This window comes from Variovorax sp. Varisp46 (assembly GCF_059491885.1).
On the sequence record NZ_CP168515.1, the window covers coordinates 99,018 to 111,615 of the forward strand.

The 12,598-nt window shown below is 68.2% G+C and carries 14 protein-coding genes; 11 read left to right on the forward strand and 3 right to left on the reverse strand.

The genetic code is table 11. The features are described from left to right. Nucleotides 1-5 precede the first annotated feature (5 nt). The gene (locus ACEN9N_RS00460; protein ID WP_007831470.1) at nt 6-788 is read right to left on the reverse strand and encodes an SDR family oxidoreductase; all 783 of its coding nucleotides are present in this window, start codon (nt 786-788) and stop codon (nt 6-8) included. Nucleotides 789-809: 21 nt separating this feature from the next. Here ACEN9N_RS00460 and ACEN9N_RS00465 point away from each other — a divergent pair, with 21 nt between their 5' ends. From ACEN9N_RS00465 to ACEN9N_RS00485, 5 genes are all read left to right on the forward strand, one after another. Further along, the gene (locus tag ACEN9N_RS00465) at nt 810-1,925 is read left to right on the forward strand and encodes a class I SAM-dependent methyltransferase (RefSeq protein ID WP_495655130.1); all 1,116 of its coding nucleotides are present in this window, start codon (nt 810-812) and stop codon (nt 1,923-1,925) included. Between the two features lie 542 nt (nt 1,926-2,467). Next, complete coding sequence (locus tag ACEN9N_RS00470; RefSeq protein ID WP_495655131.1) at nt 2,468-3,358, forward strand: TauD/TfdA dioxygenase family protein; 891 nt, start codon at nt 2,468-2,470, stop codon at nt 3,356-3,358. Between the two features lie 25 nt (nt 3,359-3,383). Further along, complete coding sequence (locus tag ACEN9N_RS00475; protein WP_413315339.1) at nt 3,384-4,394, forward strand: ABC transporter substrate-binding protein; 1,011 nt, start codon at nt 3,384-3,386, stop codon at nt 4,392-4,394. Further along, on the forward strand, nt 4,394-5,242 hold the full coding sequence (locus tag ACEN9N_RS00480; RefSeq protein ID WP_413315338.1) for an ABC transporter ATP-binding protein: 849 nt from the start codon (nt 4,394-4,396) through the stop codon (nt 5,240-5,242). The genes ACEN9N_RS00475 and ACEN9N_RS00480 overlap by 1 nt, the downstream gene beginning before the upstream one ends. Then, entirely contained in the window at nt 5,239-6,108 is an 870-nt protein-coding gene (locus ACEN9N_RS00485; protein ID WP_495655132.1) for an ABC transporter permease, read from the forward strand. Before ACEN9N_RS00480 ends, ACEN9N_RS00485 begins: the two co-directional genes overlap by 4 nt. 20 nt (nt 6,109-6,128) lie before the next feature. Here the strand turns inward: ACEN9N_RS00485 and ACEN9N_RS00490 are convergent, their stop codons facing one another. Beyond that, nucleotides 6,129-6,521, reverse strand: coding sequence for a DUF5329 family protein (locus ACEN9N_RS00490; RefSeq protein ID WP_495655133.1), 393 nt, complete (start codon nt 6,519-6,521; stop codon nt 6,129-6,131). A 112-nt stretch (nt 6,522-6,633) separates the two neighbouring features. Here ACEN9N_RS00490 and hisN point away from each other — a divergent pair, with 112 nt between their 5' ends. The 5 genes from hisN to ACEN9N_RS00515 are packed head-to-tail and all read left to right on the forward strand — an operon-like array spanning nt 6,634 to nt 10,565. Then, entirely contained in the window at nt 6,634-7,422 is a 789-nt protein-coding gene (gene hisN, locus ACEN9N_RS00495; protein WP_413315335.1) for a histidinol-phosphatase, read from the forward strand. A gap of 12 nt (nt 7,423-7,434) precedes the next feature. After that, nucleotides 7,435-7,629, forward strand: a complete 195-nt coding sequence (locus ACEN9N_RS00500; RefSeq protein WP_007831478.1) for a DUF2905 domain-containing protein — start codon at nt 7,435-7,437, stop codon at nt 7,627-7,629. Nucleotides 7,630-7,646: 17 nt separating this feature from the next. Continuing rightward, a complete protein-coding gene (locus tag ACEN9N_RS00505; protein ID WP_413315334.1) occupies nt 7,647-8,573 on the forward strand; it encodes an ROK family protein in 927 nt (308 codons plus the stop codon). 25 nt (nt 8,574-8,598) lie between these two features. Next, nucleotides 8,599-10,122, forward strand: a complete 1,524-nt coding sequence (locus ACEN9N_RS00510) for a tetratricopeptide repeat protein (protein WP_413333213.1) — start codon at nt 8,599-8,601, stop codon at nt 10,120-10,122. Next, entirely contained in the window at nt 10,119-10,565 is a 447-nt protein-coding gene (locus ACEN9N_RS00515) for a DUF1877 family protein (RefSeq protein ID WP_413315330.1), read from the forward strand. Before ACEN9N_RS00510 ends, ACEN9N_RS00515 begins: the two co-directional genes overlap by 4 nt. 7 nt (nt 10,566-10,572) lie before the next feature. Here the strand turns inward: ACEN9N_RS00515 and ACEN9N_RS00520 are convergent, their stop codons facing one another. Then, nucleotides 10,573-12,018, reverse strand: coding sequence for an aminotransferase-like domain-containing protein (locus ACEN9N_RS00520; RefSeq protein WP_495655134.1), 1,446 nt, complete (start codon nt 12,016-12,018; stop codon nt 10,573-10,575). A gap of 179 nt (nt 12,019-12,197) precedes the next feature. Between ACEN9N_RS00520 and ACEN9N_RS00525 the strand changes: the two genes are divergently transcribed. After that, nucleotides 12,198-12,530 carry a hypothetical protein gene (locus ACEN9N_RS00525; RefSeq protein WP_495655135.1) on the forward strand — a complete coding sequence of 111 codons (333 nt, stop codon included), beginning with the start codon at nt 12,198-12,200 and terminating at the stop codon, nt 12,528-12,530. Nucleotides 12,531-12,598: the final 68 nt, after the last annotated feature.

The following is a 12,598-nucleotide window of genomic DNA, read 5'->3' on the forward strand; positions in this document are numbered from 1 at the left end:
GGTGCTCACATGAGCGAGAAATCGCGCTCGAATTTCATCAGGTGCTGGCCGCCGTCCACCAGCAGCGTGGTGCCGGTGATCGAGCGGTTCTCCAGCGCGAACCTCACCGTGGCGACCACGTCGTCCGGGGTGGAGGAGCGGCCCAGCGGCGACAGCTTGTGCAGCTGCGCGAACCTGTCGTCGTCCAGCATGTGGCTCGCCAGCGTAAGGCCGGGCGCCACGCCGACCACGCGCACGCGCGGTGCAAGGGCCAGCGCCAGCATCGGCGTGGCGGCTTCGAGCGCGGCCTTGGAAAGTGTGTAGCTCAGGAAGTCGGGGTTCGGGTTCCAGAGCTTCTGGTCGAGCAGATGGACCACCGCGCCTTGCGCGTCGCGGGCCGCCAAGTGCTCGTGCAGGGCATGCGCCAGCAGGATTGCCGCGCCGGTGTTGCTGCGCGCATGGCGCTCCATGAGTGCGTAGCTGAAGGTGGCGGCCTCGTCGTGCTCGAACAGCGCGGCGCTGTGCACCACGGCATCGACGCCGCGAAAGCGCGCGACCACGCGCGGCAGCAGGGCGCGCGTGGCCTGTTCGTCCTCGAGGTCGGCCGCGAAGAGCGCCGAATCGCCCGAGAGCGCGGCGCAGTCGGCCACCGTCTGCTCGGCCTCGGTGCGCGAACTGCGGTAGTGCACCGCCACCTGCCAGCCGCCCGCGGCGAGCGCCAGCGCGATCTCGCGGCCCAGCCTGCGGCCCGCGCCGGTGACGAGGACGGTGCGGCGGGAAGCGGAGGAGGAGGGCGCGGCGGGGCTCATGCGAGGAGGGAGAATGGCGCTGTGACGACAAAGACGACCCCCAGCAGTTTACCCACCGCCCTCGACCACCTCATCGCGCGCTCCGTCGAGCGCGCGGGCGGATGGATCGGGTTCGACCGCTTCATGGCGCTCGCGCTGTACGCGCCGGGCCTGGGCTATTACGCCAACACTTCGGCCAAGTTCGGCCACATGCCCTCGTCGGGCAGCGACTTCGTGACGGGGCCCGAGTTGACGCCGATGTTCGGGCAGACCCTGGCGGCGCAGGTGGCGCAGGCACTGGAGAAGACGGGCACCGACACGGTGTGGGAATTCGGCGCAGGCTCGGGGGCGCTCGCGGTTCAACTGCTGCATGCGCTCGACGAGATGGGGCGCAGTGATGTGCGCTATCGCATCGTCGACCTGTCGGGCACGCTGCGCGAGCGGCAGCAGCAGGCGCTGGTGCGCTATGCGGACCGCGTTGAATGGCTCAACGAGCTGCCCGATTCGATGGAAGGCGTGGTGGTCGGCAACGAGGTGCTCGATGCGATGCCCGTGCAACTGCTGGCGCGTGTGGGTGGGCAGTGGTTCGAGCGGGGCGTGGTGCGCAACGCGCAAGGCGACGGCTGGGCCTGGGCCGATCGCGTCGCCGAACTGCGGCCGCCAGTCGAGGTGCCCGGCGAGCACGACTACCTGACCGAGATCCATCCGCAGGCGCGGGCCTTCATCGCCACGCTGGCCGACCGGCTCGGCAAGGGCGCGGCCTTTCTCATCGACTACGGTTTTCCCGAGGCCGAGTACTACCACCCGCAGCGCCACATGGGCACCGTGATGTGCCACCGCGCGCACCAGGCCGATGGCGACCCGCTGGCCGACGTGGGCTACAAGGACATCACCGCGCACGTCGACTTCACCGGCATTGCGTTGGCGGGGCAGGACGCGGGGCTCGAAGTGCTGGGCTATACGAGCCAGGCGCGGTTTCTGCTGAACTGCGGGTTGCTGGCTCGGATGGAAGCGGGGTCCGTCGCGGAGCGGGCGATGGCGGCGCGGCTGATCCATGAGCACGAGATGGGGGAGTTGTTCAAGGTGATTGGCTTTGCCGTCGGCGAGGCTTGGGATGCGATGGGGTTTGCCGAAGGGGATCGCAGTCATACGCTTTGAGCGGTTGGCTTGGGTTGTTTTCCGGGGCCGGGCGACCCCACTGTCTGCGACCCTTCGCTTCGCTACGGGCAACCTGCGGTGCTCGCGTTTCGCGGGGTCTCGCAGAACTCGCTTCGCTCAAACAGCTGCGAGCCCTGATCCGCGAAACGCTGCGCTCCTCGGCGCAGCCAGAGGGGAGGGGAACCCTCCCGGGCCTTTGCTTCGCTTGGCCACCAAGTCACCGCAGGCGCAAAGCGCCTGCGGTGACTTGGTATCGGCTTTTGGTTTTGGTATTGGCTGTTCCGGAGCCGAGCGCAGCGACGGCGCGTTCTGCGGACCCCCTCCGGAGTCGAGCACCGCAGGCTGCCCGTAGCGAAGCGAAGGGACGCAGACAGCAGGGTCGCCTTTTCTTTGCTTACTTTCTTTTGGCGAAGCAAAAGAAAGTGAGTCGCCTGCCGGGGCGAGACCCGGCCCCGGAAAGACATCAGCCCCTCAAAACAAAGTCATAAGCTAGCAACAAAGAGTTCGTTGGCGATCCAAACCCCGCCCCCTACATTCCCGGCATGACTGCCGCCCCCACCAGCGAGGTAAATGCCCCTTCGCAGCACTTCGAAGTGCGCCCTTTCGATGCCCCGGTCGGCGCCGAGGTGGTAGGCCTCGACATCTCGAAGCCCATCAACACCGAAGACTTCATCCGCCTTCACAAGGCCCACCTCGACCACCACGTCCTGGTCTTCCGCGACCAGCAGATCACCCCGCAGGAGCACATCGATTTCAGCCGCCGCTTCGGCCCGCTCGAAATCCACGTGCTGCACCAGTTCCAGCTGAAGAACCACCCCGAGGTCCTCATCGTCTCCAACATCAAGGAGAACGGCGAGCCCATCGGCCTCGGCGATGCGGGCGTCTACTGGCATTCCGACATCTCGTACAAGCCCAACCCCAGCCTGGGCTCCCTGCTGCATGCCCAGGAACTGCCGAGCGAAGGCGGCGACACGCTGTTCGCCAACCAGCATCTTGCATGGGAATCGCTGAGCCCCGAGCTGCAGCAGCGCATCCTGCCGCTGAAGGCCGAGCACAGCTACCTCGCCAAGTACGAAGAGTTGCGCGCGAAGAATCCGTGGCGGCCCAAGCTCTCGCAGGCGCAGATCGACCAGGTTGCGCCCGCCGTGCAGCCGGTGGTGCGCACGCACCCTGAGACGGGCCGCAAGGCACTGTTCGTCAGCGAGCATTTCACGACGCGCATCGTCGGCCTGCCCGCGCAGGAAAGCGATGCCCTGCTCGCCGAGCTGTTCGCGCACAGCGTGAAGCCCGAGTTCGTGTACCGCCACAAATGGGCGCCGCACGACCTGGTGTTCTGGGACAACCGCTCGCTGATGCATCTCGCGGCGGGTACGCCCGACCACCTGCGCCGCCGCCTCAACCGCACCACGATCGTCGGCGATACCCCTTTCTGATCTTCTCGTTCCCGGACCGACTTCAATGAACCGCTTCACCCGCAAAGCCGCCGCGCTCGTCGCCGGCCTGGGCCTCCTGGCCGGCAGCCTCGCCGCACACGCCGAGGGCCGGATCCGCATCGCCGAGCAGTTCGGCATCGTCTACCTGCTGCTCAACGTGGCGCAGGAGCAGAAGCTCATCGAGAAGCACGCGAAAGCCGCGGGTGTCGATGCCAAGGTCGAATGGGTCAAGCTCTCCGGCGGCTCGGCGGTGAACGACGCGCTGCTCTCGGGCAACATCGAGATCGCGGGCGCCGGCGTGGGGCCGCTGCTCACGCTCTGGGACCGCACCAAGGGCCGGCAGAACGTGAAGGGCGTGGCCTCGCTGGGCAACTTCCCGTACTACCTGGTGAGCAACAACCCGAACGTGAAGACCATCGCCGACTTCACCGACAAGGACCGCATCGCACTTCCTGCCGTGGGTGTCTCGGTGCAGTCGCGCGTGCTGCAGTTCGCCTCGGCCAGGCTCTGGGGCGACAAGGAGTTCGACAGGCTCGACAGGATCAGCGTGGCGGTGCCGCACCCCGATGCTGCAGCGGCCATCATCAAGGGCGGCACGGAGATCACGGGGCACTTCGGCAATCCGCCGTTCCAGGAGCAGGAGCTCGCGGGCAATCCGAATGCGCACATCGTGCTCAACTCGTACCAGGTGCTGGGCGGTCCGTCGTCTGCAACGGTGCTGTACGCAACGGAGAAATTCCGCAGCGAGAACCCGAAGACGTACAAGGCCTTCGTCGATGCGCTCGACGAGGCGGCGAAGTTCGTCACCGCCAACCCTGAGAAGGCGGCCGACATCTACCTGAAGGTGAGCAACGCCAAGCTCGACCGCGATCTGCTGTTGAAGATCATCAGGAACCCCGAGGTGCAGTTCAAGACCACGCCGCAGAACACCTATCCGCTGGCGGAGTTCATGCACCGAGTGGGCGCGATCAGGAACAAGCCGGCTTCGGTGAAGGACTACTTCTTCGACGATGCGCAGAACGTGTCGGGCAACTGATGAGCGGCACGGCGGCGGTCCTTGATTCGCGGGGTGACTCCCTCTCCCGCGAGCGGGAGAGGGGGCAAGACACTGCCGCGGCACCGGCACTGCTGCGGGTCGACAATGTCAGCCTCGAATACCGCACCCCCCAGCGCCTCGTCCGCGCCACGCACCGCGTGAGCTTCGACGTGCATGCCGCCGACCGCTTCGTGCTGCTCGGTCCCTCGGGCTGCGGCAAGTCCACGCTGCTGAAGGCCGTGGCCGGCTTCATTCCCCCGGTCGAAGGTGAGATCCGCATCGACGGCCGGCGCGTGGCGCAGCCCGGTCCCGACCGCATCGTCGTGTTCCAGGAGTTCGACCAGTTGCCGCCGTGGAAGACCGTCAAGCAGAACGTGATGTTCCCGCTGCTCGCTTCGCGCACGCTGGGCCGGAAGGAGGCCGCGGAACGCGCGCTGCACTATCTAGGCAAGGTCGGCCTGGCGAAGTTCGCCGAAGTGCATCCGCACCAGCTTTCCGGCGGCATGAAGCAGCGCGTGGCCATTGCCCGCGCGCTCGCGATGCAGCCGCGCGTGCTGCTGATGGACGAACCCTTCGCCGCGCTCGATGCGCTCACGCGCCGCAAGATGCAGCAGGAACTGCTCGAGCTGTGGGACGAGGTGCGCTTCACGCTGCTGTTCGTCACCCACTCCATCGAGGAGGCGCTGGTGGTGGGCAACCGCATCGCGCTGCTGTCGCCGCACCCGGGGCGCATGCGCGCCGAGGTCAACAGCCATGGCTTCACACTGGCGAGTGTGGGCGGTGCCGAATTCCAGGGCACGGCGCAGCGGATCCACGACATGCTGTTCGAGGAAGAGGCCGTCGCATGAGTGCCATCGTCCCGCCGGTCCGCCCCGAGTACGAGCGCACGCTGGAGCCCTTCACCGAAGCACCGGTGGAGCGTTCGCTGCCGATGGGCGAGCGCATCTGGTCGCAGGCATGGCTGCGCAAGGGCCTGATCCTCGCCGTCGTCGCCGTGCTCTGGGAGCTCGCGGCCCGCTGGCAGGACAACGACCTGCTGCTGCCCACCTTCACCGCCACGGCAACGGCGCTGTTCGGAGGCCTCGCGAGCGGTGAGCTGATCGAGAAGGTGCGCATCTCGCTGGCCGTTCTGTTGCAGGGCTACCTCGCCGGCGTGCTGCTGGCCTTCGCGCTCACCACGCTCGCGGTGTCGACGCGCGTCGGCCGCGACCTGCTGGACACGCTCACGTCCATGTTCAACCCGCTGCCCGCCATTGCGCTGCTGCCGCTGGCGCTGCTGTGGTTCGGGCTGGGCCGCGGCAGCCTCGTGTTCGTGCTGATCCATTCGGTGCTGTGGCCGTTAGCGCTCAACACCTATGCCGGCTTCCAGGGCGTGCCCGAGACGCTGCGCATGGCGGGGCGCAACTACGGCCTGAAGGGCCTGCCCTACGTGCTACAGATCCTGGTGCCGGCGGCGCTGCCGTCGATCCTGTCGGGGCTGAAGATCGGCTGGGCCTTTGCATGGCGCACGCTGATCGCGGCGGAGTTGGTGTTCGGTGCCTCGTCGGGCAAGGGCGGGCTGGGCTGGTACATCTTCCAGAACCGCAACGAGCTCTACACCGACCGCGTGTTCGCGGGCCTCGCCCTGGTGGTGCTGATCGGCCTGCTGGTCGAGAGCCTGGGCTTCAAGACGCTGGAGCGCCTGACCGTTCGCCGCTGGGGCCAGCAGCGCTAGAGAGCGCGGACGAGGCCCTCTCAGCCGCCGGTCTTCTTCGCGGCCTGCCGCAGCGCGCGCAGCTCGCTGTTGAGAAACTCGTTGGCGTCGCGCACCATGCCATCGGTCAGCTTCACCTTGTAGGCCTGCCCCGTCATCTCCGAGCGCGAGGCGCAGCGCTCGATGAAGTCCTCGGCCGTCACCAGTTCCTTTTTGAAGTAGTCGTACTTCGCCTGCATGTGCTTGGCGGCATCGGCGGCGTTGTATTCGTTGCCGTTGCGCATGAAGACCATGGCCGACATCTTCGAGACGCGCTGGATCAGCGTGTCGATCAGCTTTTCCTCCGTGGCGGAAGGGGTGGCGTGGGCCAGCAGGGCCGAAGCGCCGAGCAGGAGGGCGAGCCACGCGCTTCGCAGCAATCTGGATGAAGTCATTTGTCGTGTTCCCTGGCAATTTCCGGGCCATGCTAGGGCTGGCGCCACTGCCGTGTCAAACCCGGCCCGGCTCGGGTCTAATCGCAGCTTTTGGCACGTTCTCCTCTCTCCCATGAGCTCTTCGACCCCCGATCTCCCGTCGATTGCCCAGGCGCTGGCCGATGCCGCGGCCGCGCAGTCGATGCGCTACTTCCGCACACCGCTGGACATCATCACCAAGGCTGATGAAAGCCCCGTCACGCTGGCCGACCGCGCGGCCGAGACGGCCATGCGCGACATCCTTGGCGCTCGCGTGCCGGCCGACGGCATCTACGGCGAGGAGCATGGCCCCGAGCGGCTCGACGCCGGGCGCATCTGGGTGCTCGACCCCATCGACGGCACGCGCAGCTTCATCACCGGCTCGCCGCTGTGGGGCACGCTGATCGGCGTGCTGGAGGGCGGCCGCGTGGTGCTGGGCATGGTCGACATGCCGGTGCTCGAGGAGCGCTGGATCGGCCACAACCCCAAGGACGGGGGCAAGGGCGCCACGCGCGACGGCCAGCCCGTGCGCGCGAGCGGCTGCACCGACGTGGCCAAGGCCCGCATCGTCACCACCTCGCCCGACATCTTCGCGCCGGCCGACTGGGCCGCCTTCGACAGGCTCAGCCGCCAGTGCGCGATGCGCCGCTTCGGCGGCGACTGCTACGGCTACGCCCAGCTGGCGGGCGGCACCATCGACCTCGTGGTCGAAACCGGCCTGCAGCCCTACGACTACCTCGGCCCGGCCGGGCTGATCGAGGCGGCGGGCGGCGTCATCACCGACTGGCAGGGCCAGCCGTTGGGGCTGAAGTCCGACGGGCGGGTGATCGCGGCGGCAACGCCCGAACTCCACCGGCAAGCCATGGCCATTCTCTCGGCCTAGACTGTTGTCCATATGTTCCGCTGGCTGATCGTCGTCGTCCTGGCACTGGTGCTCATGAGCGGGCTGGCCGCCTGGCTGCGCCGCTTCGGCTTCGGACGCCTGCCCGGCGATTTCGAGTTCCGCGCCTTCGGCCGCGAATGGCAACTGCCGATTGCGAGCACGGTGGTGCTCAGCATGATCGCGGCGCTGGTCGCGCGCCTTCTGTAGACAAGAGACAAACAGCAATGAGAGCCTGCGTAGACATCGGCGGCACCAAGGTGGCCGTGAGCCTTTCCGCCTCGAGCGACGCGCCGCTGATCGGCCGCCGCAGCGAGCCCACGGCCAAGACCGGCGACAACGATGCGGTGGCAGTGCAGATCATGCGGATGATCGACGAAGTCTGTGCGCAGCAGGGCATCGATGCGGCGAGCATCGATCGCGTGGGCGTGTCGTCGGCCGGGCCTTTCGAGCTGCGCGACGGCCAGGTCGAACTGGCCACGCCCAACATCTGCGGCGGCATCGCCGGCCCGGCGCGCGGCCTGCCCAACACCTGGATGACCGCGCTGATCGAGGCCCCGCTGGCAAAGCGCTTCGCCCGCGTGCGGGTCGAGAACGACGCCGTGGCCGCGCTGGAGGCCGAGCGCCATTGGGGTGCGCTCCAGGGCGTGGACGATTGCGCCTATGTCACCTGGAGCACCGGCGTCGGCGTCGGCCTGTGCGTGGACGGCCGCGCGTTGCGCGGCAAGAACGGCAACGCCGGCCATGCCGGCCACAGCTTCGTGGTGGACGACGCCAGCGGCGCGCTGTGCGGCTGCGGCAACGTCGGCGACGTCGAAGGGCTGATTGCCGGCAACTCCATCGCGCGGCGCTTCGGCCAGCCTGCGGCCGATCTTTTCAGTTCGGCTGCGGGTGGCGAGCGGCATTCGCTCGAGATCGTCGATGCGCTGTGCCGCGTGATGGGCCGCATGCTCTACAACCTGATCGCCACGCTCGACCTGCAGCGCATCAGCCTGGGCGGCAGCGTGTTCTGGCACCACCGCGACTTTCTGCTGCCGAGGCTGCAGGCACAGGTCGACGGCAAGCTGCCGCCGCTCACGCACGGCGTGCGCCTCGTGCCTGCCGGCCTGGGCGACAAGGTCGGCGACTACGCGGCGCTGGCGCTGCTCGACTGAACGGCCACGCGCGCCGGCGAAACCAATGACTCAGCTGCCCCGCCGCCGCTCCTATGCCTACCTGCTGTGGCTGGTGGGCGGCTTCATCGGGGCGCATCGCTTCTATTTGGGGAGCTACCTGGGCGGCGCGGCGCAGCTGGCGCTGCTGCTGTACGGAATGGCGGGCCTGCCGGGATCGCGTTTCGGCCTGGTGCTCGTCCTGCCGTGGCTGCTGTTCGACCTCTACTGGATTCACCGGCAGCTGGCGCGGCAGGGTGCGGCCGGGGCCAGGAAGGAAGACGCCGCGGCCCGGCGCAACGTCCGCCGCGCCGCGGCGAGCGACGCCAAGGACTTCGACCTCGCCGCCCTCGCCGAAGCCAGCCGGCTGCAGGAGCGCTTCGTGGCCGCAGCCGAGGCCGACGACTGGGCCGGGGCCGTCGCCATCGGCGAGCAGGTCGTCGCCAGCGCGCGCCGCGTGTTCAAGGGCCCGCACCAGAACCTCGCGATGAGCCTGTGCATGCTGGGGCAGGCCTGCCACCAGCTCGGCGCCCTCGACAAGGCCCGGGCCTGCCTTGAGGAAAGCCTGTCCATCGGCCGCAAGATCGGCATGCCGGCGGAGGACATCGACATCGCCCGCAAGGCACTCGACCTGGCCCTGGCCGACATTGAGGAGCGCAAGGCCCGCGGCGCGGCATCCGATGAGCAGGGCGCATTGCTGAAGCTGCTCGAAGACCGCGAGGCGCGCTACCGCGACGCGCTGGCCCAGGGCGACCTGCCGAGTGCCGAGAAGCTCTGTGCCGAAACCGTCGCCGCCAGCCGCCGGCTGTACGGCGGCCCGCACAAGGCCGTGGTGCTCCACCTGTCCAGCCATGCGGAGCTGTGCCGCCGGCTGCACTGGAACGACGAGGCGCAGGCCGCGGCCGACGAGGCGCTGGCCATGGCCGGGCAGCTCGGCCTCGACGACAGCTGGCGGCGCGGGCCGACCAACACCCTTGCGCTGCTGCACGCCGCGGCCGGGCGCTCCGACGAGGCCGAAACGCTCTACAAGAAGACCATCGCCATGGCGGTTGCCGAGGCCCGGGGCGGCTCCAGCGACGGTGTGGTGCGCGCCTTCAACAACCTCGCGTTCCTCTACGCCGACTCTGGCCAGGACGAGAAGGCGGAGCTCTGCTACGCGCGCGCCCTCGTGCACCTCGACAAGCTCCCGCCGGGCGAAGGCGATGCCGAACTGCATTCCGACATGCTCAACAACTTCGCCGGCCTTTACATGGCGCGGCGCGACTTCGTCCGGGCCCGTGAACTGTTCGAGCGTTCGCTCGACATCCAGCAGCGCGACTGCCGCGGCATCTCCCCGGCGGCCGCCACCGCCCACAACGACCTGGGGCTGATCGCGCAGGAAGAGGGCGACCTGCGCCAGGCGCTGGTGCACTTCAAGCGCACGCTGCTGCTCAACCAGATCTGCTCGCCCGACCACTTCAGGAACATCGACAACGCGCAGCGCAACATCGACAGCGTGAGCATGGCGCTCGCGGCCGTCGCACGCGCCGCACGCATGGAGCCCAGCACTTGAGCATCGGCGCTGCCTTCTACGCCCTCGACCGCTACCGGCTGCGCGCGCTGGTGATCGATCCGTCCACCGTGTCGGACTTCCTGCACTCGCCCGCCGAGCAGGGCGGTCCGCACGACAGCCAGACGGTGGAACAGGCCTGGGACGTGGTACGCACGCTGATGCCCGAGGCGGTGGATGGCGAAGAGCTCGAAGGCACCGACGGCCTGGGCTGCATCTATCTCACGGCGGCCCACGTGGAGCGCGCGGCGGCGCGGCTCGCGCAGTGCGACGTGGCGGAACTGATGGGCCGTTTCATGGGCGAGCCGGCAAAGTTCGCCGAGCTCTACTGGGCCAGGGTCTGGCAGGACGGCACACAGGATCTCGCGGGCTTCATGGAAGGCGTGAAGCGATTCTTTGCAGCCGCGGCCGCTAGGCGCGACGCGGTCGTCTTCTACATCGTCTGAATCGCAGCTAGCCCGGCGGCCGCACGGCCGCCACGATCTCGCCCAGCCGCCTCAGCCCCGCATCCACCGCCTTCGAATACGGCCAGCCGCAGTTGAGGCGCAGGTAGTTGTCGAAGCGCCCCGAGTTCGAGAACTGCGCGCCCGGCGCCACCAGCACGTGCTCGCGCAGCGCGGCTTCGAACACGTCCACCGACGAGCGCTGCGCCGGCAGCTCGACCCACAGCTGCAGCCCGCCGCGCGGCAGGTTCAGCCGCGTGCCGGCCGGAAAATACCTGGCGATGGCGTCCGCCGTCTGGTCGCGCTGCACGTGCAGCCGCTCGCGCAGCCGGCGCAGGTGGCGGTCGTAGGCACCGCTGGCGATGAACTCGCCCGCCGCGATCTGCGCCAGCGCCTCGTTGTTGCGGGTCTGCGCGTACTTGAGCATTTCCACCTGCGCATGCCAGCGTCCGGCGGTGATCCAGCCCAGTCGCAGCCCCGGCGCCAGTACCTTGTGCAGCGAGGCGCAATAGATCACGTTGCCCGTGCGGTCCCACGACTTCATGGCGCGCAGCGGCGTGTCGCTTTCCACAAGGTCGCTGTAGGTGTCGTCCTCGACCAGCGCAATGCCATGGCTCTCGCACAGGTGCACCAGCCGCTGCTTGTGGGCGTCGGGCATCACGCTGCCGATGGGGTTCTGCAGGTGCGGCACCACCACCACGGCCTTGATGTCGTCGTAGGTGTGGATGGCGAGGTCGAGCGCCTCGAGGGAGATGCCGGTCTGAGGGCTGGTCGGGATCTCCAGCGCGCGCAGCCCCAGGCTTTCGAGCACCTGCAGCAGTCCGTAGAAGGTGGGCGACTCCACGGCCACCGTGTCGCCTGGCTTGGCGATCGCGCGCAATGCGAGGTTCAGCGCCTCGATGCAGCCGTTGGTGACGAGCACTTCGTCGGGCGACACCGTCATGCCGACGCGCAGGTTGCGCTGCGCCAGCGCCTCGCGGAACTGCTCGTGGCCTTTCTGCGACGAGGCGGTGGTCAGCAGCTCGGGCCGCTGGCGCAGCGCGCGCGTCATCGAGTTGCGCAGCGCCTCGGCCGGATAGAGCTCGGGGGCTGCGCGGGCGATGGCGAAGTTGAGCTTCACGCCCGTGTGCCGGCCGCGCGCCATGAAGTTGGCCATGCGCGCCCGCATGCTGACGAACTGCGCCGGGTCGGGCGGCACGCCAGCCACCGGCTCTTCCATCGGCGCGATGGCCAGCCGCTGCGGCCGCCGCACGAAATACCCCGAGCGGTCGCGTGCCTCGACCCAGCCGTCGCTCTCCATCGCGCGGCAGACCTGCAGCGCGGTCGACAGGCTGATGTCGTGCAGCCGCATCAGGCTGCGCAGCGACGGCATCTTGTCGCCCTGCTTGAGCGAACCAATGTGGATCGCGTCCACGTAGTGCGCGGAGAGCTGGCGGTAGAGCGGTAGCGAGTCCATGGCGTCGATGTTCCCCGCACCGGGCATCCGAAAACAGATGCAGTTGCTCGGGAAAACGACCATAACAGATGCGTTCACAGCCGGGCTGTTCCGGTCGCAATAGCCGTGGCGTGTGCCTGTTTTTTGAGTGGCCGGATTTCTACGATCGATACCCGAATCACCGCTTTTCAAGGCACGCCATGATCACCACGCTCACCTCCGCACCTGCCTCCGTCATCCTGGAGCCGGGCCAGTCCCTGCGTACCGCTGTCGATGCCGGCACGTGGCTGCAGGTGGCCGAGGGCCGGGTGCGCGTGGTGTCCCCGCCCGGGTGGTTCGGCGAGACGGTGTTCATGGCGCAGGCGGTGCTGAACGAGGGCGATATGCATCACCTGGCGCATGGCGGCTGGATCGAGGTGTCTGCGCTGGCGACGGCGCATCTGCGGATTCATGCGCCGGCGGCGGGGCTGGTTTCAGGACCCGAACAGGGCCGGCCGGTGATGCGTTTCGTGCGCTTGCTCACTGGCTGGTGAGCGTCTCATTCCGTGGCGCGTGCGAAGGACGCCCATCAACGACTGCTCAGTCCAACGCTCACCCCGTC

What these genes read in the sequence shown, in the direction of transcription:
- ACEN9N_RS00470 (WP_495655131.1), top strand. Translation starts at nt 2,468, where the DNA reads ATGACTGCCGCCCCCACCAGCGAGGTAAATGCCCCTTCGCAGCACTTC.
- ACEN9N_RS00460 (WP_007831470.1), bottom strand. Translation starts at nt 788, where the DNA reads ATGAGCCCCGCCGCGCCCTCCTCCTCCGCTTCCCGCCGCACCGTCCTC.
- ACEN9N_RS00490 (WP_495655133.1), bottom strand. Translation starts at nt 6,521, where the DNA reads ATGACTTCATCCAGATTGCTGCGAAGCGCGTGGCTCGCCCTCCTGCTC.
- hisN (WP_413315335.1), top strand. Translation starts at nt 6,634, where the DNA reads ATGAGCTCTTCGACCCCCGATCTCCCGTCGATTGCCCAGGCGCTGGCC.
- ACEN9N_RS00510 (WP_413333213.1), top strand. Translation starts at nt 8,599, where the DNA reads ATGACTCAGCTGCCCCGCCGCCGCTCCTATGCCTACCTGCTGTGGCTG.
- ACEN9N_RS00500 (WP_007831478.1), top strand. Translation starts at nt 7,435, where the DNA reads ATGTTCCGCTGGCTGATCGTCGTCGTCCTGGCACTGGTGCTCATGAGC.
- ACEN9N_RS00525 (WP_495655135.1), top strand. Translation starts at nt 12,198, where the DNA reads ATGATCACCACGCTCACCTCCGCACCTGCCTCCGTCATCCTGGAGCCG.
- ACEN9N_RS00505 (WP_413315334.1), top strand. Translation starts at nt 7,647, where the DNA reads ATGAGAGCCTGCGTAGACATCGGCGGCACCAAGGTGGCCGTGAGCCTT.
- ACEN9N_RS00485 (WP_495655132.1), top strand. Translation starts at nt 5,239, where the DNA reads ATGAGTGCCATCGTCCCGCCGGTCCGCCCCGAGTACGAGCGCACGCTG.
- ACEN9N_RS00480 (WP_413315338.1), top strand. Translation starts at nt 4,394, where the DNA reads ATGAGCGGCACGGCGGCGGTCCTTGATTCGCGGGGTGACTCCCTCTCC.
- ACEN9N_RS00520 (WP_495655134.1), bottom strand. Translation starts at nt 12,018, where the DNA reads ATGGACTCGCTACCGCTCTACCGCCAGCTCTCCGCGCACTACGTGGAC.
- ACEN9N_RS00475 (WP_413315339.1), top strand. Translation starts at nt 3,384, where the DNA reads ATGAACCGCTTCACCCGCAAAGCCGCCGCGCTCGTCGCCGGCCTGGGC.